We start from the raw sequence: 26,238 nt of genomic DNA, 5'->3' as shown, positions 1-26,238 counted from the left end.
CAAGGAGTACTACAGCAAAACACATGCCAACTGCACATACCCACATCGACCTTTTTTACAATATTTTAAAAACATCAGATTATTTACATATATAGAAACTAATTAAATATAAAAATTTACTTAAGTACCTTCGCCAACTTTTCTCTTGGAACCAATGGTATGTTTCATTCAACGCCCATGAAACACGTTCTGAACGGTCAGATAAAACATAACGAAGTAAGAGGATAAGGAAATAGCACAGAAACCATCGACATGCAGCAGGAAATGGCTTCTAATGCAATATGTCAGTAACTTGCTATATATCAAATTATCTTTTCGCTTCAGACAGTTTCCGCCATAATGTTGTCCTGCTTATGTCGAATTCCTCGGCAAATTCTTCTTTGCTCAACCCGCTTTCCTTGTATAGCATGGCAATCTCACATGCGCTCATTTTCCGGGTAGACTTTTGTTCGACGGCCTGTTTCTGAAACATCGATGTATTGATGTCCAAATCTCGGACGGCTGTTTCATCAACGATTGAGGAACGGTTCAATACAGCCAATCGCTGGGCTCCATTCTTCAACTCCCTGATATTACCTGGCCAGGCATACTCCTCCAACAACCGGCAGGCAGAACTTGTAAGCCGTGGAACTTCACGCTTGGCTGCGATGCAATACTGTCTGAGAAAATATGTAAATAGCAAAGGTATATCAGATTCCCTCGACCGAAGGGGAGGAAGACTCAGTATGAACAGTCCCAGCCGATAGAACAAATCAAGCCTGAACGTATTGTGCTTGATCCGTTCACTGATATCGACATTCGTCGCACTGATGACCCGTACATCGACCGGGATTACTGAATCCCCGCCCACACGCATTATCTCATGTTCCTGCAGCACCCGCAGCAACTTGGCCTGTAGCTGTATCGGCATCTCTCCTATCTCATCAAGGAAAATCGTACCCGTATGTGCCAATTCGAACAAACCGACTTTACCTTCCTTCCGAGCACCGGTGAAGGCCCCGGGGGCATATCCGAACAGTTCACTTTCCAACAACTGTTCCGACAACGCGGCACAATTGAGAGCAACAAAAGGACCGTTACGTCTTGAAGAGGCATTGTGGATGCTCTGGGCAAACATTTCCTTGCCCGTTCCAGTCTCACCGACAAGTAGGATTGATCCTTCGACCGATGCATATCGCTTGGCTTTGAGGATCAGTAACTTCATCTGTGCATTGTCCGTGATGATGTTCCCGAAGGTATAATGGGCAATGAGCCCTTTCTTGCTCAATTCACGGCGAATCTTGCTCTCTTCATCCCGTATCGCTTCGACCCTATGGAAAATCAGCAGGACTTTATATCCCATCGGATCCTTACCGATAGGCTGGCAAGTAATGAACATCGGATCCTTACCGATATCATCAATGAACTCATTCTCAGTACCGAGTTCCATGGTCAGGTTGACAGCCTGGTTGCAATATACTTTCCCGAGAATAGTCCCTGTCAGTTTTTTCCCAAACAGATTGTCAGCGAGCAGGTTGCTTTCCATGACCATACCCTTGCTGTCGATTGCCACAATCGCATCATCACCTTTGTTGAGCAAGGAAACCAGCAGGTTGGTCCTGACCTTTGCTTTTTCCAAGGAACGGGCAGATGCTATGGCATCCCTCACCACACGTTTGACTGCATGTCGTCCTGTCTGGATGGAAATATAGGCATAGCCCTTCTCTTCACAGATGCGTGCCATGGTCAATCCTCCGACGAACAGGGAACAGCCCTTAAAACGCAACAAATCAATCCCGGCCCTGACTTCTTCCTGATCATTGGCAATGTGCATGATTACCTTTTTACCTATCATCCGTGAAACATGGTCGGCATCACATACTTCTTTGCTTTCCGCAAGAAGGCCAATACACTTGGCAGGATGCTCCCGACTCTTGTACAGTGCCTCCAGCAAGTCATTCGTACCCATCGGTATCGGGATTACATTGGCATCAGGATGGCAAGCTTCCACAGCCCGGGCAGTGATTCCACGAGCTACGATGATATCGGCATCTATGGAAGAAAGCTTTGTATAGTCACTTCCATAGATATGCTTGAATTCACACACAATGTTTGACACATTGTATACAGAGGCTTCCTCACGGAACAGTACCTCCAGTTCCTCATATGGTACAATAAAGAATATCTTCGTCATTTGTTATATCCTGCAAAGCATACATAGTCCCGCCATCATCAGAAAGGAACATCCATATGGAACTTCCGCCGACAGTAAATATGCCTGTACATACCGTCTTGTGGTAATCACGCTCCATCCGACCGAAGGTAAGCCCTCTTTCATATGCATGCCATTCTAACACGAACACTCGGGAAGTAAACCTTTTTCAATACTGAGTCCAGAAGAAAACACCACCGAAAACATTTTTAGGAAAACAGAGACGCAAAGCGAAGAAGTACCACAGGAAAAAGAAGAATACAGGAGATCAGGCGTGATAACTGGAACAAGGTAATGCCGGGATCGTCACAACCCAAGTCCCCTGCAATCAAAGCTACATCACTGGCTCCGGCAGGAATGCAAGAAAAGAGCATAGTCCCTAAATCCATCCGGAATACACGGCAGGCCAGCAAAGCCAAGAGTGTATGAAAGACAAGGAATCCTGCCAACAGCATGATGACAGGGAGCAAGATCGACCTCAGGTTGAGAATCGTCTCATAAGTCATCTTCGTACCGACGAACACACCGGTAAGGACCTGTCCCGCCCGTTTCACCTGCATGGGCAAGTAGGCCTTGTGAACACTCAGGTTGTAAGCACCGACACAGAGAAGGGAACATACGAGGACCGATGCAGGAATTGACTGGACATATTGACCAAAGATACCCCCGATGGTTCCGATGGTCAATGAGATCAACAACCGTGGCATCTTGGTTCGAAAGGTCCCCTCAGATTCTACCTTTTCAGTAGGAGCAGGTACATCTTGAATCTGTCCTTCAAGTCCGTGATGCTGCTTACGAAGCAACCACTTTATCACAAAGGGAAACAGCATGATGGAAAATACCGATCTGCACAACTGAAGCAGTGCGACAACAGATACATCAGCACCGAATTGCTCAGCAATGACAGCAGTTTCGGTCACACCCCCTGGTATCGTCCCCATCAGGCACGTCAACAGATCAAAGCCAGACATAAAATGAATCAAGCTCCCCATTCCCAGGTTCACAGCCAACATCCCACTCACCAAAAAGACAATGGGAAAAAGCAATTTGCGACTCTGGGCAAGGTAATGTCTGTCGATGGTACTGCCGATATATGTCCCGCTTATGACCTGCACCCAAAACTTGACTGCAGGGAAATAACAATGGAGCCTAAGCAGGATGCTATAGCCACCGACAGCAAGGATACCTCCGACGAGGAAAGGTGCCGGGATATGGAGCTTTCGGGCTACATATCCCCCTATGATGGAAATTACAAGACATGCTATCAGTTCCAACATATTTATGTGTAGAACCTGCCGTATGTCCCACGCAGGAATTCAATCGAACGCCGGGCAGCAATTTCAGGATCAGGCCAAGGTAATATTTCCACGGTCGTCCATCCATCATATGCCATTTCTGAGAGAGCTTCGAATATCTGATTCCAGTCAAGGTGCCCATCTCCCGGTGCATGTCTGTTTGAATCAGCGAAATGTATGTAACGTATCATTTCCTGATTCTCCAGCAATGCTTCATGCAAATTCCTGTCCTCGATGTTCATATGAAATACATCAGGCATCATATAAAAGTTCGGTTGATTGACCATGCGTACCAGTTCTGCACCTTCATCAAGGGTGTTGATGAAATCAATCTCATACCGATTCACCGGTTCTAGGATCAGTCCGACATCTTTCGTCTGTGCATACACACTCAACTCACCCGCCATATCGAGAAACAGCTGAATGCAATGTTCTCGGTCCCTCTCTCCGATACTTCCTCTTGTACGGCCGATATTTACCAAGCCACCGAAGTCTGAGGCAAGGTCGATGAATCCTTTGAACGTCCTGGATAGCTCCTCCCGCTTGCGTGGATCTTCTTCCATGAAACTCAATCCACGCGCAGCCCATACCTGACCGCTGGATATTGCGGACACTTCCATACCGTACTTATCCAGCAAAGCCTTCAGGTCTTTCCTTCCAATTTCATCCGAACGCTTCAACGCAAGTTCAACGCCGTCATATCCCAGTCTGGCAGCTTTTTCAATCGAAGTCTCAAGACCACGGAACACGACAAAGGCGTTCGGCATCGCTTCGCTGCCAGCAATTGCAACTGAAATCTTCATTGGCCATCTCCTTTTCAATTTTCAAGAGCAGCATCCGCCTGTACAGCGGATACTGCGGCAATCATCACATCTCCTTGATGAGACTGAAATCACCTGCTACAGCAGCTCGGAGTATCGGTTCCATATAGGTATCGACATCCTCTGCACGCATCGGTACCGGCATATTCTGCAACTTCATCTTCAGCTGAGGATCCTTTGCAGCTTTCAGTGCCCGCTGGATATGCTGTTCGGTAAAGCCCCTAAGCTCGCCCAGTGTCGTAGGTGCATTGATACTTTTCCCGTAGGCAATCATCGCCCGTGCGACAGCCTCAGCCAAAGCACGGCCTTCCAAATGCTCAATGTCTGCATCGGTATATCCATGGGCTGCAAAGATCTTACCGACAACCTTGAGCTGTGGCTGGATAGCCTTGGAATAAAATACGGCATAGTACGGGTTCATGATGCCACAGGCCGTCCCATGTCCCACGATATCAACCAAGGAGAAGCTCGTCAGATGGGCACCGCTGGTTCCACCGACCATGATTGCATAGCCGCCAAGGTCTGTTGCCAGACCTATGGCCTCACGGGCCTTCAGATCTGTCGGATCATCGACCAACTTGTGTGCATTCTCTGCACATAGGTTGATGGCAGTTTCAGCAAGTTGCCTGCATAACTCAAGTTTCTCGCCCTTTGCTCCGCAATAGACTTCAAAGGTATGTGCAATGGCATCCAAAGCTCCGTCAATAGTCACACGTACAGGCATCGTAGCTGTTATTTCATAGTCAAAGATACTGGTAGCAGGAATGACAGCTTCATCCACGATGAGCTTTTTTTGTCCAACTACAGGATCCGTAATATTGGAATACTTGGTAAGATGGGCTCCGCTAGAAGCAGAAGTCTCTACGGCAATGACAGGAAGCAACTTGCTGCCTGTCTTCACCAGTTCTTCACTGACAATCCCGGTTCCGAAGTAATGATCGACTTCCGGTGTTACCTTTCCACCGAGCGTTGCAAGGACACCGGCACATTTGCAGGCATCAATGGTAGAACCACCACCGACAGCAATGATTGAATCTGGCTTATAGTCAAGGATATAGGTAACGAGCCGGTAGACATCTTCCCTCGGGGCATTCGGCTTTGCATCCGGAGCCACACGTCCTCCGACCAGTTCGACACCGGCAGCATCAAGATACTGGAGGATCCGGTCAAGCACCGGTTTCATATAGGTACCATTGCATACCACCAAAGCTCTTTTCCCATACCCGGCAGCTATACTGCCTACTTGGTCAAGTACACCCATGCCGAAGACATAGCTCTCACCTTTCCAAGCCTTCAGCAAGTCATAAGCTTTTTTTCTATAATCCATGATGTTCTCTCCTATTTGCAAAGTGTGGTCGCACATTTTGCGATATGTTCACTGCTGATTCCATAAGCCGCCAACAACGGCAGATATGGACCTGTTTCTGTAAATCTATCCTCGATTCCGATGCTGTCAAAACGGCAACAGATGCCTTTCTTCATAAAAGCCTCGCTTACCGCTCCGGAAAATCCTCCGACAAGGTTATGTTCCTCAACGGTAAGTATCCTTCCTGTTTTCATAGCGCTTTCTGCAAGACCAGCAACATCCAAAGGTTTCACAAAGGGAACGGAAAGTACTTCAGCTTCGATACCGTCCTTTGCAAGCATTTCAGCGGCTTCCATGGCAAGGGAAACAGTTATGCCATTGGCAGCGATGGTCACATCACTGCCTTTCCTGCAGCATATGGCCTTGCCCTTGGCGAAGTCAGCCGAAAAAGGAAGATCAGGCATCGCATTGCGGTTCAACCGCACATACACCGGTCCGTGTTGGGCCATGGCATATGCAAGGGCAGCCTTCGCTTGCCCAGCATCGGAAGGAACAATCACCTGCATGTTGGGAAAAGCCCTCATGATAGCTATGTCGGTAATTGATTGGTGGCTGGCACCATCAAAGGAATCGGAAAGTCCTCCATAAGCCCCGGCTATGACAACTGGTAAATTGTTGTAACAGATATCATTGCGAATCTGATCGCTCGCCTTCAATGCCAGAAAAATTGCAAAAGCATTGACCACAGGGTGGAAACCTGCCGTTGCAAGGCCTGCTGCAGTACCGAGCAAATTGCCTTCTGCTACACCGAGATTGAAGAAACGTTCAGGATATCTTTCACCGAAGAGCCGACTTTTGGTCGAAGAAGAAACATCAGCATCAAGCACGACAAGTTCTGGGTGGTCTTCTCCATAGGAGACAAGGGCCATGCCCCATGCATCTCTCATTGCTTCGCTCATAATGCAGCCTCCTTTGAAACAATATCCGCATTCAGTTCAACGATACCTTTCTCGAAAGCATCGTCCGTAATGACAGCTCCATGCCACTTATGGTTTCCTTCCGTGAAGGATACTCCTTTCCCCTTGACGGTATTGTAGATAACTGCCTTCGGCCATGGACCTTCCTCATCCATCCATTCAAAGGACCGCAGGATATCAGATGTATTGTTGCCGTCAAGTTCACAGGGACAGACATTCCATCCAAAGGCCCTCAGTTTGTCATCCAAAGGTTCCAACGGCATTATTTCATCCTCGGTACCATCCAACTGGACCTTATTGTAATCGATCATCAGTACCAGGTGCTCAGGTTTATACTTGGATGCTGCCATCAACGCTTCCCAGCTCGAACCCTCATCCAGACAGCCTTCTCCGGTCAGTACATACGTCCAATAGTCCCTGTGCGCTACCCTTGCTGCCAAGGCCATACCTAGTCCTACGGAAATACCATGTCCCAAAGCTCCAGTAGACATGTCCACACCTTTCAACTTCGTCATACAAGGATGTCCTTGCAGGCAGGACCCCAGCGTCCTGAACTCAGGAAGCATGTCCACGGAAAAGAATCCTCTGTATGCCATGACGGTATAGAGATTCACAGAAGCATGTCCTTTACTCAGTATGAAACGATCACGATCTGTCCACTCCGGGCAATCGGCCTTTATGTTCAGTCTGTTGAAATAAAGAGAGGTAACCAGTTCTGCACAGGAAGAGGCACCTCCCCAATGACCTGTTCCCCTCTGGTGAAGGATTTCAAACATCTTCCTCCGAAATACTGCTGCAAGAGCAGCCAGTTCCTCGGCATTCATTTTTCTTGAAGGATCTGCCAGCAATTCTGATATTCCTTTTTCCATCTTGTCTCCTTACTGTACAATTGTATACAGTATACAGTATACAATATACCTACCATTGTTTTATTATTTTGTCAAGAAAAATAGCCAAAGTTTTTCTCCTAGAATAAAATGCAAATTACTGGACTTTTGTAAAAGAAACCAAACTTGACGAAATAAGGCATTATGCTTATTGTATACACAAAACAATAACCCGAAGGAAACAAATGTCATTAATCAAACAGACCAGTCTTGCGGATCAAGTATATGAGGTACTCAAGGAAAAGATCCTGAGCAAGGAAATCAAAGGAGGAGAAAAAATACAGGAAGAGGAACTGGCCCGCCAGTTCGGGGTATCACGGACACCCATAAGGGAAGCCATCAGGAGATTAAGTGAATATGGTTTGGTAACCTTGAATCCACGGACACATGCCGAAGTAAACAAAATAAATGACAGGGAAGCACTTGACATAGCAAAGGTACGCATCGCGTTGGAGTGTTTTGCAATCGACAACATCGATCCGAAAATCTTGGAACTGAACTTCCCCACACTTTCACGGCATGCCGCAGACTGTTTCTTTGCTTTCTCCACAGGGAAACGTGCAGAAGCCTTTGAATATGACTCTCTCTTCCATTCGACACTGATCAAGACAACAGGCAATAATGCCTTGATGGACCTTTACAATCGGTTGGACGCAAAGGTCCAGCAACTGAGAATCGAACAAGACGAACCAGACGAGGAGCTATCCATGTACATAGGACAACATGGTACACTCATGCAGTTGCTCAAGGATAACAAGAAGCAACAAGCCAAGGAATTGCTAAAAAAACATATCCTCCATGACATGGCACAGAAGAGGTCTGATACCAGCAAATGATTGACCTTGTCTTGCCGAAACAAGCCACAAGCCTGACAGGGACAAGACACTCAAGGACGAAATAAAGGCAATTTGCCACAAGGACAACAACCTGTACGGCTACCCGTTTCCGGCCGTGCAACAACTGAAGAGAGTAAAAAGGAAGGCCGTGCAACTGCTTATGCAGGTGCTGCCTCTACAGGAAAGGGCCACAGTACAGAGAATTACAGATGATACAGGGGTGTCTAGACACACTAAATTTCTTGATAAATCACTTTATGTGCATAAGCTAGCAATTCTTTATATTCAGTATTCTTTATCTCACGTATACCAGAATGGTTTTGTCCAAAACCATGAAGGTTATAACCACTTTTATAGCCCAACACTTTATTTACTTCCACAGAGGGACTGGCCTTGCCAAATTGATTAACCAAATCTGTTTCCCGATACCAACCCCATAATTCTTTGTCACTCTTTCTATTTGAAAAATATGAGAACTTATCATTTTTCTGCACCTCAGAGCATATTCTTCGTAATTCGACTATTCCTTTTTTACCTTTTTTCGCACGGCATATCCGACAATTCTTATCAGTCGGACTGCAAAATTGCTCACCATTACAATATCTGCATGGACCAGTCTTAGACTCATAAATAAAAACATAATCCCCAATTGCCATTTGTTTGATAATTTCTCTACCATTTTCTCTTACCCATATACAAGCATGGCTACTTGAATCTTTGATGTCATATTCAGGCCACTGTGTTGTAATCCAATATCTCATACTATCATCTCCTTTTACTACAAGAAAATTACCATCCTACTTAAAAAATAATAGCAAAAGAATACATCTAAAATCAAATACTTACAAATATTTTATTCTAATTTTTTTCAAAGTAGGAAGATCTAAAATTTATACTTATGGAATTTCACTCAAAATAGTTCTTGCCATTATTCTATCGACCGCAATTTATAAGTAAGAATCATAGCATCAAAAAGAACAGTGGCACCGGACTCTTCCGATGCCACTGCACATAGCAAAACAAACACCAATCAAACGGTAAAAGACGTTGTCATTCCTTGAAATCCTGCCGGATTTCAGGGATCCCATACTTTTTGGCAGATCTCTTGTTGAGCCAGATGGTACCGAAGTACAGAGCTACGACATCAAGTGGCAGGATAATAGCCCAATGCAACCCGATAAGCATCAGGAAGTAGCCTATGATAGCAATCACTGCAGCAAACACAGCATATGGGATCTGTGTAGTCACGTGGTCCATATGATCAGATCCTGCAAAGGTAGAAGAGATAATCGTTGTATCCGATATCAAAGAATAATGATCACCGAATATCGAACCGCTGAGTACAGAACTTACGGTTGCATAGACAATCCAGTTAAGCTGACCACCGGTAGTAGCAAAAGCAAGAGGGAGAGCAATCGGTGTGATGATTGCCACCGTTCCCCAAGAGGTACCCAGTCCGAAAGACAGAATCATGCAGACGATGAAGACGGCAACAGGAAGAACAGCAGGAAGATTATCTACCAACAGCAAAATGGTCTTGATACAGAAGTCTGCAGTTTCTACAGCATCACAGGCAGGCAGCTTTCAGCGCCCAGGCAAATACCATCAGCAGGAATGCAACGAACATTGTCTTGGCTCCGCTCATGAAGGTATCCATAATCTCCTTGAAGCTCATGATCTTCAGTACAAGGCGCATGATCATACCGATGATGACTATGTCAAAGGTACCCCACAGCAGGGCACAGGCAGTATTGGAATCCCCAAAGGCAGCAGAGAAAGACTCAGCCTCGGGACCGCCGCCGGTCCACCACATGTCAAAGAGAGCAAGGAAAATCAAGATGACAATCGGCAGTATGAAGGTCTAGATCGAAAGATATTCTGTTTTCATCTCACCTACTTCGGCTTCGACATTTCTGGCAGGTTCGGCACCGTCACGAAGCAACTTGCCAGTTGTCCTGGTACGGTACTCGGCCAGATACATCGAGCCAAAGTTCCTCTGGGTAAGCGCAATGATGCATACCAAGGTAATGGTAAATCAGTAATAGTACATATACAGGATGGAACGCAGCCAGATAGCATAGGCACCTGTACCGATACCAGCCAAGGAAACTGCAATGGTGTTTGTCTGGAATCCAGCCCAGTCAGAAATCGGGGACAGCCCTGATACCGGTGAAGCAGTAGAATCAAGCAGGTAAGCAAATTTCTCACAGGGTAGGCGCTTTCCATCAGAAAGTGACTTAGTTGCCGTGCCGACAATGATAGTATTGGCATATTCATTGAAAATATGAGTATACCAAGGATAGCAATAAGAAATTCTGATCTCCTGCTGTAATTGATACACTTCTCAAGTTTCTTTGCCAGTACATAGCCACCACAAACCTTGATGATACCGATAGCACCGGTGACAAACAGGAACAAGAAGTACTCTGCCTACCACTTATCCATCAACTGCTGGGAAGACTAATTCCAACCAGCTCTGAGCTACCGCAGCAAAGATGTTCCCATGGTAAATCATCAGACCTCCCACAAGTACATCGTAGAACAATGATGCAATGACTTTTTTCGTCAAGAAAAAATGCAACAGCGCTACAAGCGATGGCAACAATGCAAATACACCGTATGTTTCCAATGTACCTCCCGATATTGAATATTCTCTTAGCCTTACATATGGCCCATACCGATGTTCAGAAAACCGTTGCATTCCCTTACAAGGCAATTGTGATGAAGTACAGTATCCTTACTTCTTGTTGTCTATATTGCAAGCTGTAACAACACACAGTAAGTATGTGTAATCCTTCTTGACGCTATGAAAAAGTATCAACTGATACCTCGGAACTTGTTCAAAGAAAAACTCATTTTTGAAATATGGTAATCCCGAAAAAAAGGTCTCTGCAAAAGCAAAAAGATTCTTGCCATGTCTCCTGTCTGTAAGTATTGCCAAGTCAAGTTACAGAGGACTTTTCTTCAATAATAGTAAAGAAATAGATTGATATATAACACATAAATTATCGTATTTTCAATAATGTAAATCCGAACCTATAGTGAAAAAGATATATACTTCTGACATCTGATAGCAACAAATAAAAGCCATTTTTAGATATAAAAATAACATTACATATGTGTAGCAATGTCATTAATTTGTGACATGGTAAAAAGTTATTGCGTAAATAGAAATTCCATATTACAATAGTTTGCTATATAGCTTACTAGCTCAAAAAGGAACTATCATGCATCATCAAGAAAATGGCACCCTTTCCTATGCCAAGGCAATCGAAGAATTGTCTACTTTTGCATCCATGTCTCCCAGTAACCTTGCAGCCCTTGCAAAAATCGGACAGACGACGCTTCTCTACGCAGAAGACAATTGGAACCCAAAGTTCCTGACAATCCGCAAGCTCTGCCGAGCTGTCCAGATACTGCCACATGCATTCTTCGCACTGGCCGGCGGCAAGGCAGTAAATCTGGAACAGGAACGGTTACAGTATCTTGCCCAGAAAAATCCCGAAATACACAGGTTCGGAACCTTTGTCCGGCAACAAAGGAAAAAGAAAGGATTGTCCCAATCTGCCCTTGCTAAGAAAGCCTGTCTGAGCCCACAGACAATCTATCGCAACGAACAACGTGATTCCATAGATGAACTTCCCATGATCACCCTCATCCTATGGGTCACAGCCTTGGATACTTCCATTGAGGAATTCTGCTTGAAGTATGAATCGTACACATTGGGTACTTCGCTCACACTTGTTACAGCATAAGGGACAGTAACCTCCCGTTGCTTTTGTTCTGTTACTTCGGATTAGAAAACATCCGTACTATGAGTTTTTTTTTGCCTTATCAGTTACTTCGAGAAAAGGCGTTTTATCCAGCTGGGCATGAAAAAATAGCAAATAGAGTACTCTAATTGCCATTTTTCTACTTCGGCCAAAGTAGATGGATTTCTTCGCAAATCCAGTGCAAGCTGATAACAACAGAGGTAACTGATAATGAAACAAACAGAAGATGAAGGGTCAAATACCCCTTCAAAGAAGGAGTTCTGGACCCGTGGGCGGATAGCCATGTGCATACTGTTCCTTGCTGCTCTCACACTTCTCGTCTATGTCCTGTTCTGCAGTGTACGGAAGAGTCCGGTTCCGGAAATTGAAGAAGATGAAGCTACGACATTGTTGCTCTCTTTCTTAGGAAGCAGTTGGGAATATGACAGGATGGCAGGTGCTGAACTACCTGCTGAATTTGAAGGGATTGAGTTCCAGCGATTGGTATTCTCCGGCCTGCCAGACAAGCATGGAGAAGTCCAAGGCCTCAGGCTGTTTCCACTGTACTTTTATCTCATAGACGATACGCTTGCCTTGCCTTTTGCTGGATCTGCTACTTACGACAAGGAAACCAAGTGCCTTGTTGCCTACTTACCCAATGGCAACAAGATGAAGCTGCTTCATGCTGCAAGTAGGAACGGCCTGAGTGAAACATTGTCTCTCGTCGGAAAAGATAACCTCAGAGTGTTCTATATCCCGAAAAATCAAAGCAAGTGAACAATATAAGGAGGTCTACCATGAAGTTAAGACATGGTATCGGAGTGTGTGCAGTATTGCTGGCATGCTGTGTGTTGAATCAAGGATGTCTGGATGATCCAGAGATCAAACTACCGGATAACATTGATTCGCTGGTCGACCAAGAAGCAGAACAGGCCAGAGCTCAGAGCCTATATGTCGGGACTTGGTTGCAAACTGGTACACAGGATGGAGGTATCCTAGATGGTTTTGGAAGGATTGTGCTTACTTGTACCGATGACAGTTGGCTGATGTATGCATATAACGATGCCGGTGGAGTGATCTTGGACAGTACGTATGACCTGACTGTTGTTTCCGGTAGTCTGTACTACCAAGGAACCAGTGAAAGTGATGCTTCCTTTACCCTCGCCTACGATGAGGCAACCAACCACCTCAAAGCCACTGCTTTAGGGAGTCAAACCTTTACCCAGTTTGCCAAGTCAGCTGAAGAATAACGGCAGGAAGGTTATTTGATTGCATGAGAACAGCATGCTGAAAGAGAAAAAATTCTTTCGGCATGCTATTCGACCATAAAGGGAAAAGAGATAAAAGCACATCAGACAAAGAAGGAAACACCTATAGGCAAAGGTAGCAAATATGAAACTTGAACAATTACAGGTAACTCCTGTACCAAGACAGGAAAAGGCATCTGCCGGTAGTATGATCATTACAGTCCGACAGATTGACAAGGATTACACCAGCAGGATGATGAACGAAATCCATCGGCTGTTCAAAAACAAAGACTATCGTGATGTTACTCCCGAAGGGATTTACTCGACTCCTGAGTACTGCAGTTTGTTTCTCAAAGGGAAAAGCATCCTTTTACAAGAAAACAAAGAAAAACTTCTTCTAGTCATTACAGGCAAGGGTTACGCCCATGAAGATATTGTGCAAAGAAATATCGTATTCCTTGATATGACACTCAGAGAAAATCCAAAGACGCGTTGGGTCTGGATCAACGGAACAAACTGCATGGAACAGGACTTCATGGTCAAAGAAGAAGGTAAGCAAAGAGGAGTCCCTGTGATATCGCTCAAAGGGTTGGAAATAATACCGAAACCGATCAAGTCCTTTATGGATGATGAAGATGAAAAGAACAAGTGGATCAATGCTATCTGCGATAGATACACAGTAGAAGCTGTAGCAGCAATTATCAGGGAAAAATGCAGGAAGGATAGAACAAGTAGGAAAAATCAGATAAAAACACCAGAAACTGGATAGCCACATGAAGAGCCTAAGAGATAAGACACTTCATGTGGCTATCCAAGGAATATAGTACTTAAGAAATAAACAAGTTGTTAGAGCAGGTTCTTTGCTTTTCCCATACGGGTAGACCACCCCATATCCCTTGCCCAGCCTCGCAGGTCTTCGTCAGGGTCATCACTATAAGGTGTACCATGCAAAAAGACATTCTGCTGCAGAAGATCCAAGAAACCACCTATACCGCCAACATCATCGACAAGACGATAGCCGTCATAGGCTATGCAGACTGGAAGATGCTTGGTACGGACCGTATCTGTTGCTTCCTGTATGGCTTCTTCGGTAACTATACCTGCCTTGAGCAAATCACTGTAGTCATCAGGTCTGGTGATGGCTACATGCCAATCATCTCCGAAATCGTAGGCATAGTCCAATTTTCTGGTACATGGGCATACGATTGGATCCCCTTTCCTGTCATAGCGGCCCCGGCAGGCTTCTATGTCATGGAGCTTTTCTGTCGGAGAAGTCAGAAGAGCACATACTTCAAGGCGTTCCAGCAAGCCTTTGAAATCAGTATAGAATGCAATGCTTTTCCCAGCTTCTTTTATAGTCAGTTTTTTAAGTAGCGAAGTCTTTACGATCTTATCGGAACTCCAGGATTCCCTTACGTTGGCAGAGAGAAATTTGTCAAAAAGTTCCTGCAAAGCTTTTTGAACAGTATCGTATCGTTCTTCATCACAGTACCAAGCATATGGTCCCCGATACTTTCTTCTGAGCCATGTCTGGTAACTGGTCCTTTCATCGAAGATATCATCCCAGTATTGGTTCGGTCTATCGACATCAGCAAAGTATTGGAATAGAATTCCTGCGTATCTGGTAAAGCCTTCCATGGTTCCCTTGGTCAAGGAATCATACAGTTTATCGGGAAGAGAAAATTCCCGTAGATGAGAATTCTGCCAACCAAAGAGTTTCTGTATTATGAAATGTAAGGCATGCAGGGTGATATCAGAGGGGACTAGGATATCCCTGGAAATGGTTTTGCCATGTTTTACATTGCCATACTGGTGCAAGATGCTGATTTCATCAGCTGTCATCCTGTTTGAGAGTTCAAGATGTAATCGTACTGGTTCAAACTCACTATTATCAAATGTACTGGTAAGCTTAGTCATTTTTCTCACTCCTTTCTTCTTTCCTATGCTTTGTTCCTTGGCATGCTTGATCCTCTTCCTGTAGAGTTCACATTTACTTGCATCTTTGCTTGCTGTGTTTCTATTATACGCAGTTCTTTCATATGGAATAAAGGCATTTACCTGCTTCATTGTCATAGAAAGTGCAGAAGCAATCTGAGAAGGAGGTATGCCTTCTTCATACAGTCGTAGTACTGCATCACAGGTGTCAGAATGGTATACACCTGCTGTAATGAGAATCTTCCTTACTTTTACATAGGATAGTCCCAATTGTCTTCCTGTTTCAGCAAGAGATGCTGTAGCCTGGTATGACTTGCATACAGCAGAGAGCAAGTCTTCATCTATCTTTTCATTCATGAAGGTAGCATAGCAGAAATAGAAATAGTGTCAATCCTCATCATACTACAAATAAATGAAGCTTTTCGTCTGAAGGTTCATAAATCATCATCCATTACTATCTGTAGGAATTTATGCATAAAATCCTATTGACAACGGTGTCATTTTATAATAATATGCAAATTGTCAGATTGACAACGGTGTCATATGTGGATAAGGAGTCTTCCTATGAGTACAACCATGAGAGATGTCGCAAAAGAAGCCGGCGTCGCATTCAAGACGGTGTCCCGGGTAATCAATGACGAACCAAATGTTTCTGCAGGGACCCGTGAAAAAGTTGAAAAGGCAATCGAGAAACTTCACTTTACCCCTAATCTCATTGCACGTTCACTGAACAGCAAACGTATAATGAACCTTGGCATTGTGGTAGGGTGGCCAATCGATTCATTCTACACATCCCAGCTGATAAACGAAACGTTCAAGGCTTGTACCATGCGTGGCTACAACCTGAATGTGTTCTCAACTGCTACTGACGCCACGGAAGCCCAGAACCGTATACTGACAGCTTGTGCCGGAGGCATCATCAATGGCTTGGTACTTGATACGATATCTGGCATAAACAGCAAATTTATCGAAAAACTTACAAAACATGAAACTCCATTTGTCATCGTACATCCTCACGATCTCACAGCCCATGCCAATCATGACTATGTCACTATTGATGATTTTCAAGGTGCAAAGACAGCTGTCTCATACCTTATATCGCTTGGACACAAAAAGATCGGATGTATCATCGGCAATACCTATCAGGAAGGTATAGATCGATTCAATGGTTATAAGACTGCCCTGCAGGAAGCAAATCTTGAAGTACAGTCTGGATTATTTTCCATGCAGGAAGGAGAAAGTGCCTTTTTTTCAGGATACAAGAACACAAAAGAAATCTTGAAGAAAAATAAAAAGCTTACCGCTTTTTTCTGTGAAAGTGATGAAACTGCCCTCGGCACCATCAATGCACTCCTGCAATTGGGATTCAGAGTACCTGATGATATTTCGGTTATCGGATTTGATGACAACCATGCCGCATCCATGATCATTCCTCCGCTGACGACAGTTCATCAGCCCATAGATGAAATAGCAACGAAAGCTGTTGAAATGCTGGTAAAACGTGTTGAAAACACAGCACTTGACCAACCCCACGTCATCTTACCCACAAGATTGGTTATAAGAGGAAGTTCAAAAGCTATATAAAGATTATCTTTATAAATACTTGCATCATGGAGGCTACGAAAGAAATGAAGGGATACAAGACAAAAATGGTTGCAATATGTGCCATGCTTGTTATGCTGAACTGTGGTATGGTCTTTGCCAATGGTACGACCGAAGATGCCACAGAGACAAAAACTCTCAAGATTCTCGGACCTTGGAGTGCCAGTGAGGAACAGGCATTTGAGAAAGTGCTTGACAAGTTCAGGACAACTACAGGTATTGAAGTTCTTTACGAAGGTGTTGCGGACCCGATGCCTATCCTTGGACCGAGGTTAGCTGCAGGAGATCCACCGAACATTGTCATTCTCGGAGGTGCAACTGGGTATACAGACCTAGTCAAGGAAGGTAATGCAGTAAGCCTTAATTCAATTGGAGACGAGCTTGAAACTGATTTTGGAACTGATTGGACAAGTCAGTTCAGTTCAAATGGCAATATTTATGCAGTTCCTGTCAGGACAAACGTACTCAATCTGCTCTGGTTCAATCCTAAAAAGGCACAAGAAAGTGACTTCTCTTCATGGGACTCTTTCATTTCCTATGCCGACAGCGAAGCTGCAAAGAAAAATTATATCGTAAGTGCGATAGGCAAAGCTTCATGGACCATTCCTCAACTTTTCACTTCTATCTATGCAGCAACCAACGGGCATGACAAGTATCTTGGTTTCCTTGCAAAGGATATTGCATGGAACGATCCTACGGTTGTGGACGCATTCCGGAAAGTTGCTGTTTTCTACGGTGACAACTATATTGCCGGCGGAAAAATGGCAGGTCTCGGAACCGATCTCGTCGACGGAATTGCCAACGTATTCGGAACAAATGCATCAGCAACTGTTATTTCAAGCGGCAGCTGGGTAGCAGGGATTGCAGAAAGCGCTGTAAATGACAGCCTTGTCGAGGGTAAGGATATAGACTACACCTTGTTCCCAGGTACCGATGCAGGAAAAGGTCTTGCCATTGCAAATGCCGATGTGGCACTCGCTTTGACAGATGATGCAGAAACACTGCAGCTGATTTCATTCCTAGCCAGTGAGGACGGGCAAGCTCAGTTTGCACCGTCAGGATATGTGGTACCGAACAGACATGTAAGCAGTGACCTGTACAGTGCTTTTCTGACAAAGAAAACCATGGACATGCTTGCTTCTTCAGCCATCATACCTGCTATTACTGCATCTATCGGCAATGAAGAAAATGCTGCTTTGGTAAGTGCCTTGCAGGCTGCAATTCTCAACCCGGAAGATATTCCTTCCCTGCTTGATGATATGCAGAAAAATTTCGGAAAAAATTGAAAGAAGGTATAAGCATGAAAAGCAGACAGATTCGGCATCATCACAGACAGAACGAAAGCATATCGGGCTTGCTCTTGCTGCTACCTGCTCTTCTGCTTATTTTTTTCTTTCTCCTCCTTCCCGCATGCATGACCATCATATTGAGTCTGAGTGACGGGAAGGGATTCAACATAGGCTCTTTTGTCGGACTTGCAAACTATAGCAGGCTTTTCCATGATAAAAACTTCTTCTCATGGAAAGGGTTTTCAAGTGAGGGAGCAATCATTACATCGTTACAATGGCTGCTACTTGGTGTTCCTGTAGTTATCTGCCTAGGATTCTGTGTAGCCCTCCTTACACAACAGTACAAGCACCGGAAGTTGTTTAGAGGCATTTTCTTTATTCCTCTTGTCATTTCAGGTACTTCTACTGCAATCATCTGGATGTTTGTGTTTACTCCGAACCCGAACGTAGGATTGCTTGCCGCCCTGTTGCACGCATCCGTTTCATGGTTGGGGAACCCCAAGACTGTCAATATCGCTTTGGTTTTCATCTGGATATGGAGCCAAATGGGCATGGCGCTCATTATTCTGGCAGCAGCGTTGGAACATGTCCCCACAGAACTTCTGGAAGCAGCAAGCATAGATGGTGCCAACAACAGACAGAGTTTCTGGCATATCACACTTCCTGCCATAAGGCCGCAGTTTTCATTTCTTGTCGTGACTGAACTGGTACAGGTCCTGAAGGTTTTTGATATCGTCTTCGTACTCACAGATGGAGGGCCGGCCAATAAAAGCCAGACACTGGCATTGCTTTTCTACAAACAGACGTTTATTTTCTCGTCTCCGCATTACGGAGCTGCAGTTGTTTCCATTATGGCTTTTTTCATCGTGATGATTTACTACATCAGCCGAGTCGCCACAAGAGAGGAAGCATAATGGATAAGAAATACTCTGTTTCTGCTATAGTTAAGGCAGTAGTCATTGTTTCGCTCATTCTGATCTGGGTACTTCCTCTCTGCGGAGTATTTGTGAATTCATTCCGTCCTTTCAGCAATGCAGCCAGTTCCGGTTGGTGGCATGCATTGTCAGAGCACAAATTCACCATGGATAACTATAGGGCAATGGTCAGCCAAAGAAAATTCCTGCAAGGTTTCAAGAACAGCGTTTTCATCACCTTCCCGACTGTTTTCTTTGTGCTCTTCTTTTCTTCCATTGCTGCATATGCACTGTTCTTCACTTCCGTACCACATAGGAAGAAACTATATGAATACATTGCTGCCCTGATCATCATACCTGCAGAGATTACGCTTGCACCGACGCTCATCATTCTGAAAAGCGTACATTTACAAAATACCTTTCCAGGGATATGGATGAGTCATACTGCAGCTACACTCCCGTTCGGAATTTTCCTGCTAGGTGCTTTCATGTCAAGCATTCCCAAGGAATTGATATATGCTGCAAAGATTGATGGAGCTGGTATATTCAAGACTTATCTGAGGATTGTACTTCCTCTGTCTGCCTCAAGTATGGTCTCGCTTGCAATATTCGATTTTCTTTGGGTCTGGAACGATCTGCTCAGAGCACTTATCGTCATCCCGGATTCACAATACCGTCCCCTTACGGCTGTTCTTGCAAATGCCGGAGGCGGCTATGGTGAGCATATCACGGTGCAGGCTGCAGGAGCAATGTTGCTGTTGCTGCCTCCGTTGATTTTTTTCTTATGCACTCAAAGAGCTTTTGAAAGCGGCGCCATTGCCGGTGCTGTCAAAGGCTGAAAAATAATACAGGAGTATAACATGGACTTTCCAAAAGGTTTTCTTTGGGGTGCTGCCACCTCTGCATATCAAGTAGAAGGAGGTAACCGTTTTTCTGACTGGTGGGAATTTGAACGTCGTTATGATAGCCCATGTGAAGATAAGTGTGGAGATTCCACTGATCATTATCATCGATATGCAGCAGATATTGCCATGCTCGCCTCTTTTGGGCTCAACACGTTCCGTTTCGGTATCGAATGGGCACGCATTGAACCGGAAGACGGGGAGATCAGCTATGCAGAACTACAGCATTACAGAAGGGTGCTTGAATGTTGCAAGGCCAACAATGTCACGCCGATCGTAACATTCTGCCATCATACGCTTCCTATCTGGGTAAGCCGTAAGGGTGGTTGGATTTGGAAAGATGCACCTAAGCGGTTCAGTCAGTATTGTGATCTGGTTACAGCAGAACTGGGTGATCTTATCCCATATGCCATGACGATCAACCAGCCGGATCTGGATACAAATCTTGGTTATCGTTATGGACGTACCTATCCTGGTTTCATGGCGATCAAGACAATGGAACCTGACAAAGTGGCAGCTATTGTCGAGCCCCACATGTCCCAGGCTCATATACTTGCAAGGGAAGCAATCAGAAAAAATATTCCGGACGTAAAGGTCGGACTTGGCCTCGCTGTCACTGACTGGGTATTTGATGGAACTGAAGAAGAACTATGCCAGCAACGTATCGTAAAGAATTGTGAAGGGCATTACTTTGCATTGACAAAGGGTGATGATTACGTAGGTGTACAGGCGTATACGACCAATTATATTCCTGCCGGACATAATCCTGATGCACCGGTCAGCAAGCATGATTTCCCTTGTCCTCCTGGCAAGAAGCTGACTGCTATGGGATATGAGTTTGCTCCGTTTGCTGTAGCAGATTGTGTAAGAAGAACCGTCAGCAAGACCGGACTTCCTGTCATTGTCACTGAGAATTCAGAGTTTTGCAATGCAGGTTTAGTACAAATCCCTCAATCCTTCTTTTTACCGCTTGTTTTCGGCTTCTTCCTGGAACCGGGCCTTGAACCCTTGGGGATCTCCAGCCCGAACTCGTCGAAGATGTCCACCTGCTTCCCGACGAACTCCGAGACCTTCGGGGACCTGCCCCTGAGCTGGACAAGCCTGACAGACCGCATCTCGTCAAGTACGTCCCACGGAGTCGCGAACCGCTTCCTGAAACCATCGCTCGTGGAGAAATAGCGGGCATGGAGGTAACAGTTGAGGATGAGTGCGACGAACTGGAAGAAGACCCTTCCGTCGGTACTGGGCTCCGTCCAGGTCCGGAGCCTCCTTCCTCCCTGCCAGCCCTTCAGATACATGAAAGCCTTCTCCTGGGAATCCCGCATCCGGTATTTGGAAAGGACCCACCCAAGCGGATACTCCCGTGCATCCATGTTCGTGCAGACGATCGCGAAGAACCCGCAGCGTTTCCTGCATCCCGCAATCTTCTCCTCGTCCCTCGAGCAGGAGATGACCGTCCCGTCACCATCGGTCTCGACGGCAAAGTGCCTGCGGAATTTCTTCAGGAGCCTCTCATCCGGCGCCGGGCCGCCCTCCAGGTGACCGAGGAGGCTCTCCTCCTCGTCAAGCAGCTCCACGGTGAGCGCCTTGTCCTCTGCGCCTCTGGCCTCGGGATCGAAGAAGAGACAGAGCCTCTGCGGAACCGACGTCCCATGGCCTTTCCCTTCGTTTTCCCTGTAGCAATAGGGGTACTCGTAATCCTTGGCATAGCAGTCGTGGTCCCTGAGGAACACTCCCCTGGCCGTGATGCTCCCGCTTTCGGAAAGGGCCTCTCCGATGCATTTCGTGATCTTTGCGTCACCGGTCTTCGCCATGAATATGGCCCTGATCCCCTCCGGCACGAGGAGATCCAGGTTTTCCTTGCTGAGATACGCCCTGTCCAGGATGAGGCCGTAGTCACTGAATCCCGCACTCTTGAGTTCCTCCAGCAATAGCCTCAGCGTCCTGGAGTCGGGGATGTTTCCGGGAAGCTTCCGGTAATGGGCGGGAAGGCCGGTTTCCATGTCGTACATGACAAGCAGCCCCACCTGCCTTGCGAGGTCGTGTTCCTTGTTCTTCCCCCATCGGGAATCCGCCAGGTCCCTTGCATGGCTGGATATGCTGGTGCTGTCTATCCCGAACCAGTCGGCAGCCCCGCCCTCGCGTGAGGTGCGGAGTGCCATGAACCGGTCGGCCTGCTCCTTGGTGACCGACTGCGACAGCCTCGTTATCCTGCTGGAGTCGATCCCTGCGGAAGGATACCACTGGGTTTTTGACGACGACTCGAGCCTGCTGCAGCTGCGTCCGTAGATGAGCCGGAAGTAGGCGATGGTGAGGATCTCGGCGGTACGCCCGCGACCGAAGACGGTCTCGAGATCCTCCTTCAGCCCGCAGTCGCAGGCAAGCAGGTCAAGCATGAGGCTGTCGCCGTAGAGCAGGTACCGATCCTCACCCTCGTATGGGGGACCGTCGTCGGGAACCCCTGTACGGTCATACCGGCGGGACAGGTCCCATGCCTCGGGGAAGAGGAACCTTTCCTTCTCATCGGAAGAAAGAAGCCTGAAGCGGATGTTGGGGATGAAGAGGAAGGGTTCGTCAAGCTTGCCCCAGACGGTGATGTCGGGGACACGGATGCCCTTCCTGTTGATTTTGGGATCTGTGGTTATCGCATACCTATGGCCGTTTGAACGGAATGCCTTCATCCGGTACTTTGCGTTCGGATCCTTCTTCCTGCCCATGCCTGGCCTCCTTTATATGTACTAAAGTTTAATACAAATAAAGAAAAGATTCAAGGCACATAACTGCAATCAGACAAGGATATTACATGGTTTTCAGCAATTCATACTAAACCTGTATTGCAAAACTCTGATTAAAAAAGCTTACACAATCAGTTTTTTCTCAAGCAAAATGTACAAAATGGTTGTTTTTTCACGCATTAGATAGTCGTCAATACCATAAAGTTCCAGTGCATGCAGACAATATTTTTTCAGAGGTATATGATGAGTCCAAAAGAATTATGAATATCCGAAAAATACAGCACATGTTTCCGTAACGTTCAATATTGCTAAAACCTCTCAGAATTTTTTGGCCAGTTCATTTTAGGAACAGTATAAAATGATGTTTGCAATTTGGAAGTAAACAAATTCCGAGATATCAGACCCTATATCATCTCATCATCCCTTTAATGCTCCGGACATAATTCCATTTTCAATTTTCTCCTGAAAGAACAGATAAGCAATTACGACAGGAATTGTCGTGAGGCAAATACCTGCCATTGAAGCACTATAATTTGTACTGAACTCTCCGAAGAAAGACAAAAGCCCCATTGAGATAGTACCTTTGCTTGAATCCGAAATAAAAATCAGAGGAAACAACAGATTGTTCCACACCTGAATAAAATTAAATATTGATACGCTGATAATTGCAGGTTGAATCAAAGGAAAAATAATCAACATGAATATCTGAACCGTATTGGCATAATCCATTACAGCAGACTCTTCCAATTCTCTTGGAATACTTTTCATGTAACTGGTAATGATCATTATCGTCATAGGAAGACAAAATCCTGTAAACAACAGAATCAATACTGAATATTTGTTCATTGCCCCGAGTTTTCCCAGCAGATAAGAAAGAGGAATCAGTACGGCCTGCATCGGAATCATCAATCCGGCAATGAAAAAAAAGTAAACAAAATTTTTTGAGTGAAAACGAAACCGTGAAAGAATATATGAGGCAAGCGAGCCCACTGCGGCAGACAATACAATGGTCATTGCAGCAAGAAAAATAGTATTTGCAAAATATCGTCCGATTCTCCCGACTTTCCATGCCGTTATATAATTCTGGTATCGGAAATGCTTTGGTAAAGCCATGAAAGACTGGAATATTTCCAAATTACCTTTCAAAGAGCAGAACAAGGAGAAAACAAGAGGATAAATGTTAGCCACTGCAAGGCAAACAAACAGGACATAACCAATCAAATGCAAAATTTTCCTAACATTCATAAAGTATCTTCCTCACTGCTTTGTCGCATAAGACGTAAACTGAAAATTGAAGCAAGTATGCTCAACAAAAAAATAAGCGTTGCAATGGCACTGCCGATTCCGTATCTGCTGTAGCGATATGCTTCATTGTACATAAGCAACGCTGGGACAATCGTGGAATTATCAGTACCGCCTGTCGGTGTAAGTATGTAAACAGTATCGAACACTTTCAGGACCCCGGTAATCACCATAATGACAGAAACCTTTATTGAATCCCAAAGCAGAGGCACATACATATATCGTATTTTTTGAAATTCTGTCACCCCATCAAGAACAGATGCTTCAACTATACTTTGCGGGACAGCAGTCAATCCAGAAAGACAGATTATCATATAGTAACCGACACTTGTCCATGTCGTAACAGCAATAAGGCAAATCAAAGAAGTCGAAGGATCAACCAGCCACTGATGAGGAGTTTTCAATATACCAAGTGCCAGAAGAATACTGTTGAGGATTCCTTTTTCAGTAGGGAAAAAAATAAAATTCCATAGGAGAGCTACTGCAGTTACAGACAGGATCATCGGAATGAAAAAAGCTGCCTTGAAAAGTTTTTCACCTTTATTAAAATAATGAATCAGAAAACCAAGGGCAAATCCTATGGGAACTTGCAAAAAAACACTTGCAATCACGTACACGGCAATATTTTTCAGCGAATGAAGAAAAACAGAGTCCTTGAACAATAACAAATAATTATGTAGTCCGACGAATTTCAAGGGAACAGACTGTATGCCAGGCCAAGTATTAAAAGAAAACAATATAGTCAAAATTACAGGTATTATCTCAAAGGACAAGTAAATTGCCATAGCAGGAATCAGAAAAGCAATTATTATTTTTCGATTTTTATAGTATTTATCCATTGTCGTGCTCAATCTATAATTTTGATCTCCCTCCCCTCCGACAAGGAAAGCAGGGAGATCTTATGTAGCCAGTGAACAATCACCTTGATGCATCAAGAGATTTCTGAATGGTATTTGCCGTTTCTTGAGCAGATTTGCCAAGCATCATATCCAAGATTGCATTTCGAGATACATCAACCAATGACGATGAAGTGTCATAGTCAAAATATTCTCCTCCTGATTTTTTGATAGTACTTGAATAAGCAATCATATCTTTGAAAATCTGCGGTGCAGAATCAGGGACTTGGGCATCTTTGAACGGAGCAATCCGCTTTGCTTTATCCATCCTGGCCTTGATTGCTTGCTTGGTTGTCAGATATTCAAGCAACTTGATCGTAGCATCCTGCTGGGCCTTACTCATTGAACCGGAAACCATCAATCCTGAAGTATAAATGACATGCAAGTCTTTATATTCCGGCTTGTCCGCAAAATAAGGGAATGGGAAAAAGCTGAACTGATCTTTAATTTCTGAATCCGAAGCCATGATTTCCGGAATAATAGGGCTGCTATGGGAAATCATTGCCACTTCACCAGACAGGAACTGATTCATCTGGGTATTATAGTCCATGCCCTCAAAGCCTTTGGCAAAGGCACCTTTATCCTTCAGTTGTTTTGCTATTTCCAGAGCTTTGACAACATCAGGATCAGTCCACTTTTTCTGTCCGGTTCCAAGTGCAACAACACCTTTCAATCCAATTTGCTTGAAAAGGATATTATTGAATATATGCCCCATTACCCATGTTGTTTTTCCACCTACACCAAAAGGAGTAATACCTGCTGCATTCAACTTATCAAAGTCAGCATAAAGTTCATCCATAGTTGTAGGAAGTGCAGTTATACCCGCTTTCTTGAACAAGGCCTTGTTATAGAAGATTGCATCAACATTGCTTTCATTAGGAATAGCATAGATACCTTTTACGTCATATGCATCCAGCCTATAGGTATCCAAGGCTCCGTCCAGGAATGAATCCTTCCATTCCGGATTAGCATCCAATGCCGGACTCAGGTCCATGATTACTCCATTTTTTGCCCATTCAGTCAATCCGGCAATTGCTGGATAGTAAAAGATACTGGGAGTAACTCCGGTAGAAATTTCAACCTTCAGCTTATTGTTGTAGGCAGATTCCTCATAAATCGAATCATTCTGTACAACAATATTCGGGTTCTCCTTCTGAAAGGCGGCCAATTGTTCTTCATACACCTTGGCCATAGGAGTATCACCACTGTCACGGCTCATAAAGGTAATTTTGACCTTATCGTTACTCTGCTGTACCTTGGTAGTCTCTCCGGTACCATTCGCAAACAATTGTCCACTGCAACATAGCAGTAACCCAATCGTAATACTTACCAACATCTTCCTCATACGTTT

Annotated in this window: 24 protein-coding genes and 2 pseudogenes; 10 read left to right on the top strand and 16 right to left on the bottom strand. The window is 44.9% G+C overall.

Annotation, left to right across the window (positions count from 1 at the left end; all coding sequences use genetic code 11):
- Positions 1 to 307 precede the first annotated feature (307 nt).
- From LKE40_12830 to LKE40_12800, 7 genes are all read right to left on the bottom strand, one after another.
- Positions 308 to 2,173 carry a sigma 54-interacting transcriptional regulator gene (locus LKE40_12830; protein MCH3918313.1) on the bottom strand — a complete coding sequence of 622 codons (1,866 nt, stop codon included), beginning with the start codon at positions 2,171 to 2,173 and terminating at the stop codon, positions 308 to 310.
- Positions 2,142 to 2,336 (bottom strand): hypothetical protein, encoded by a 195-nt coding sequence (locus LKE40_12825; GenBank protein MCH3918312.1) that lies wholly within the window; start codon positions 2,334 to 2,336, stop codon positions 2,142 to 2,144. Before LKE40_12825 ends, LKE40_12830 begins: the two co-directional genes overlap by 32 nt.
- 64 nt (positions 2,337 to 2,400) lie before the next feature.
- A complete protein-coding gene (locus tag LKE40_12820; GenBank protein MCH3918311.1) occupies positions 2,401 to 3,468 on the bottom strand; it encodes an AbrB family transcriptional regulator in 1,068 nt (355 codons plus the stop codon).
- Between the two features lie 2 nt (positions 3,469 to 3,470).
- Entirely contained in the window at positions 3,471 to 4,289 is an 819-nt protein-coding gene (locus LKE40_12815) for a sugar phosphate isomerase/epimerase (GenBank protein ID MCH3918310.1), read from the bottom strand.
- Between the two features lie 64 nt (positions 4,290 to 4,353).
- Positions 4,354 to 5,634 (bottom strand): iron-containing alcohol dehydrogenase, encoded by a 1,281-nt coding sequence (locus LKE40_12810; protein MCH3918309.1) that lies wholly within the window; start codon positions 5,632 to 5,634, stop codon positions 4,354 to 4,356.
- Positions 5,635 to 5,645: 11 nt separating this feature from the next.
- Positions 5,646 to 6,572, bottom strand: a complete 927-nt coding sequence (locus LKE40_12805) for a 1-deoxy-D-xylulose-5-phosphate synthase (protein MCH3918308.1) — start codon at positions 6,570 to 6,572, stop codon at positions 5,646 to 5,648.
- Entirely contained in the window at positions 6,569 to 7,459 is an 891-nt protein-coding gene (locus tag LKE40_12800) for a transketolase (protein MCH3918307.1), read from the bottom strand. The genes LKE40_12805 and LKE40_12800 overlap by 4 nt, the downstream gene beginning before the upstream one ends.
- A 203-nt stretch (positions 7,460 to 7,662) precedes the next feature.
- Here LKE40_12800 and LKE40_12795 point away from each other — a divergent pair, with 203 nt between their 5' ends.
- Positions 7,663 to 8,313, top strand: coding sequence for a GntR family transcriptional regulator (locus LKE40_12795; protein MCH3918306.1), 651 nt, complete (start codon positions 7,663 to 7,665; stop codon positions 8,311 to 8,313).
- Between the two features lie 233 nt (positions 8,314 to 8,546).
- Here the strand turns inward: LKE40_12795 and LKE40_12790 are convergent, their stop codons facing one another.
- From LKE40_12790 to LKE40_12775, 4 genes and pseudogenes are all read right to left on the bottom strand, one after another.
- Positions 8,547 to 9,074, bottom strand: coding sequence for an EVE domain-containing protein (locus LKE40_12790; protein MCH3918305.1), 528 nt, complete (start codon positions 9,072 to 9,074; stop codon positions 8,547 to 8,549).
- A gap of 289 nt (positions 9,075 to 9,363) precedes the next feature.
- Positions 9,364 to 10,126 (bottom strand): annotated as a pseudogene (locus tag LKE40_12785) (Na+/H+ antiporter NhaC family protein).
- A 222-nt stretch (positions 10,127 to 10,348) separates the two neighbouring features.
- A complete protein-coding gene (locus LKE40_12780; protein ID MCH3918304.1) occupies positions 10,349 to 10,654 on the bottom strand; it encodes a hypothetical protein in 306 nt (101 codons plus the stop codon).
- Between the two features lie 96 nt (positions 10,655 to 10,750).
- Entirely contained in the window at positions 10,751 to 10,942 is a 192-nt protein-coding gene (locus LKE40_12775) for a hypothetical protein (GenBank protein ID MCH3918303.1), read from the bottom strand.
- A gap of 598 nt (positions 10,943 to 11,540) precedes the next feature.
- Between LKE40_12775 and LKE40_12770 the strand changes: the two genes are divergently transcribed.
- From LKE40_12770 to LKE40_12755, 4 genes are all read left to right on the top strand, one after another.
- Complete coding sequence (locus LKE40_12770) at positions 11,541 to 12,068, top strand: helix-turn-helix transcriptional regulator (GenBank protein MCH3918302.1); 528 nt, start codon at positions 11,541 to 11,543, stop codon at positions 12,066 to 12,068.
- Positions 12,069 to 12,296: 228 nt separating this feature from the next.
- Positions 12,297 to 12,842: a hypothetical protein gene (locus tag LKE40_12765; GenBank protein MCH3918301.1), complete on the top strand. Its 546-nt coding sequence runs from the start codon at positions 12,297 to 12,299 to the stop codon at positions 12,840 to 12,842.
- A 20-nt stretch (positions 12,843 to 12,862) separates the two neighbouring features.
- The gene (locus LKE40_12760) at positions 12,863 to 13,315 is read left to right on the top strand and encodes a hypothetical protein (GenBank protein ID MCH3918300.1); all 453 of its coding nucleotides are present in this window, start codon (positions 12,863 to 12,865) and stop codon (positions 13,313 to 13,315) included.
- A gap of 142 nt (positions 13,316 to 13,457) precedes the next feature.
- On the top strand, positions 13,458 to 14,081 hold the full coding sequence (locus tag LKE40_12755) for a hypothetical protein (protein ID MCH3918299.1): 624 nt from the start codon (positions 13,458 to 13,460) through the stop codon (positions 14,079 to 14,081).
- Positions 14,082 to 14,158: 77 nt separating this feature from the next.
- Here LKE40_12755 and LKE40_12750 read toward each other — a convergent pair whose 3' ends face one another.
- Positions 14,159 to 15,604, bottom strand: a complete 1,446-nt coding sequence (locus tag LKE40_12750) for a plasmid pRiA4b ORF-3 family protein (protein MCH3918298.1) — start codon at positions 15,602 to 15,604, stop codon at positions 14,159 to 14,161.
- 207 nt (positions 15,605 to 15,811) lie between these two features.
- Between LKE40_12750 and LKE40_12745 the strand changes: the two genes are divergently transcribed.
- The 5 genes and pseudogenes from LKE40_12745 to LKE40_12725 all read left to right on the top strand — a co-directional run bounded on the left by LKE40_12745 (position 15,812) and on the right by LKE40_12725 (position 20,512).
- Positions 15,812 to 16,831, top strand: a complete 1,020-nt coding sequence (locus tag LKE40_12745) for a LacI family transcriptional regulator (GenBank protein ID MCH3918297.1) — start codon at positions 15,812 to 15,814, stop codon at positions 16,829 to 16,831.
- Between the two features lie 26 nt (positions 16,832 to 16,857).
- On the top strand, positions 16,858 to 18,135 hold the full coding sequence (locus LKE40_12740) for an ABC transporter substrate-binding protein (GenBank protein MCH3918296.1): 1,278 nt from the start codon (positions 16,858 to 16,860) through the stop codon (positions 18,133 to 18,135).
- A gap of 14 nt (positions 18,136 to 18,149) precedes the next feature.
- Positions 18,150 to 19,052, top strand: coding sequence for a sugar ABC transporter permease (locus LKE40_12735; protein ID MCH3918295.1), 903 nt, complete (start codon positions 18,150 to 18,152; stop codon positions 19,050 to 19,052).
- The gene (locus LKE40_12730) at positions 19,052 to 19,891 is read left to right on the top strand and encodes a carbohydrate ABC transporter permease (GenBank protein ID MCH3918294.1); all 840 of its coding nucleotides are present in this window, start codon (positions 19,052 to 19,054) and stop codon (positions 19,889 to 19,891) included. The genes LKE40_12735 and LKE40_12730 overlap by 1 nt, the downstream gene beginning before the upstream one ends.
- Positions 19,892 to 19,912: 21 nt before the next feature.
- Positions 19,913 to 20,512: pseudogene (locus tag LKE40_12725) on the top strand (family 1 glycosylhydrolase).
- Between the two features lie 392 nt (positions 20,513 to 20,904).
- Here the strand turns inward: LKE40_12725 and LKE40_12720 are convergent.
- The 4 genes from LKE40_12720 to LKE40_12705 all read right to left on the bottom strand — a co-directional run bounded on the left by LKE40_12720 (position 20,905) and on the right by LKE40_12705 (position 26,232).
- Positions 20,905 to 22,671: a transposase gene (locus tag LKE40_12720; GenBank protein MCH3918293.1), complete on the bottom strand. Its 1,767-nt coding sequence runs from the start codon at positions 22,669 to 22,671 to the stop codon at positions 20,905 to 20,907.
- 435 nt (positions 22,672 to 23,106) lie between these two features.
- Positions 23,107 to 23,934: a carbohydrate ABC transporter permease gene (locus LKE40_12715; protein MCH3918292.1), complete on the bottom strand. Its 828-nt coding sequence runs from the start codon at positions 23,932 to 23,934 to the stop codon at positions 23,107 to 23,109.
- Positions 23,931 to 24,602: a sugar ABC transporter permease gene (locus LKE40_12710; protein ID MCH3918291.1), complete on the bottom strand. Its 672-nt coding sequence runs from the start codon at positions 24,600 to 24,602 to the stop codon at positions 23,931 to 23,933. The genes LKE40_12715 and LKE40_12710 overlap by 4 nt, the downstream gene beginning before the upstream one ends.
- Before the next feature lie 307 nt (positions 24,603 to 24,909).
- Complete coding sequence (locus LKE40_12705) at positions 24,910 to 26,232, bottom strand: extracellular solute-binding protein (protein ID MCH3918290.1); 1,323 nt, start codon at positions 26,230 to 26,232, stop codon at positions 24,910 to 24,912.
- Positions 26,233 to 26,238 lie beyond the last annotated feature (6 nt).

It is taken from the genome of Spirochaetia bacterium (assembly GCA_022482625.1).
Classification (GTDB): Bacteria; Spirochaetota; Spirochaetia; order Sphaerochaetales; family Sphaerochaetaceae; genus Pleomorphochaeta.
Note: the sequence above shows the minus strand (reverse complement) of the source record. Positions and strands in the feature narration are given on the sequence as shown.

Coding starts and splice junctions, on each gene's coding strand:
- LKE40_12790 (MCH3918305.1), bottom strand. CDS start 9,074: ATGAGATATTGGATTACAACACAGTGGCCTGAATATGACATCAAAGAT.
- LKE40_12735 (MCH3918295.1), top strand. CDS start 18,150: ATGAAAAGCAGACAGATTCGGCATCATCACAGACAGAACGAAAGCATA.
- LKE40_12705 (MCH3918290.1), bottom strand. CDS start 26,232: ATGAGGAAGATGTTGGTAAGTATTACGATTGGGTTACTGCTATGTTGC.
- LKE40_12755 (MCH3918299.1), top strand. CDS start 13,458: ATGAAACTTGAACAATTACAGGTAACTCCTGTACCAAGACAGGAAAAG.
- LKE40_12765 (MCH3918301.1), top strand. CDS start 12,297: ATGAAACAAACAGAAGATGAAGGGTCAAATACCCCTTCAAAGAAGGAG.
- LKE40_12740 (MCH3918296.1), top strand. CDS start 16,858: ATGGAGGCTACGAAAGAAATGAAGGGATACAAGACAAAAATGGTTGCA.
- LKE40_12830 (MCH3918313.1), bottom strand. CDS start 2,173: ATGACGAAGATATTCTTTATTGTACCATATGAGGAACTGGAGGTACTG.
- LKE40_12820 (MCH3918311.1), bottom strand. CDS start 3,468: ATGTTGGAACTGATAGCATGTCTTGTAATTTCCATCATAGGGGGATAT.
- LKE40_12795 (MCH3918306.1), top strand. CDS start 7,663: ATGTCATTAATCAAACAGACCAGTCTTGCGGATCAAGTATATGAGGTA.
- LKE40_12745 (MCH3918297.1), top strand. CDS start 15,812: ATGAGTACAACCATGAGAGATGTCGCAAAAGAAGCCGGCGTCGCATTC.
- LKE40_12720 (MCH3918293.1), bottom strand. CDS start 22,671: ATGGGCAGGAAGAAGGATCCGAACGCAAAGTACCGGATGAAGGCATTC.
- LKE40_12760 (MCH3918300.1), top strand. CDS start 12,863: ATGAAGTTAAGACATGGTATCGGAGTGTGTGCAGTATTGCTGGCATGC.
- LKE40_12800 (MCH3918307.1), bottom strand. CDS start 7,459: ATGGAAAAAGGAATATCAGAATTGCTGGCAGATCCTTCAAGAAAAATG.
- LKE40_12730 (MCH3918294.1), top strand. CDS start 19,052: ATGGATAAGAAATACTCTGTTTCTGCTATAGTTAAGGCAGTAGTCATT.
- LKE40_12805 (MCH3918308.1), bottom strand. CDS start 6,572: ATGAGCGAAGCAATGAGAGATGCATGGGGCATGGCCCTTGTCTCCTAT.
- LKE40_12815 (MCH3918310.1), bottom strand. CDS start 4,289: ATGAAGATTTCAGTTGCAATTGCTGGCAGCGAAGCGATGCCGAACGCC.
- LKE40_12770 (MCH3918302.1), top strand. CDS start 11,541: ATGCATCATCAAGAAAATGGCACCCTTTCCTATGCCAAGGCAATCGAA.
- LKE40_12715 (MCH3918292.1), bottom strand. CDS start 23,934: ATGAATGTTAGGAAAATTTTGCATTTGATTGGTTATGTCCTGTTTGTT.
- LKE40_12750 (MCH3918298.1), bottom strand. CDS start 15,604: ATGAATGAAAAGATAGATGAAGACTTGCTCTCTGCTGTATGCAAGTCA.
- LKE40_12810 (MCH3918309.1), bottom strand. CDS start 5,634: ATGGATTATAGAAAAAAAGCTTATGACTTGCTGAAGGCTTGGAAAGGT.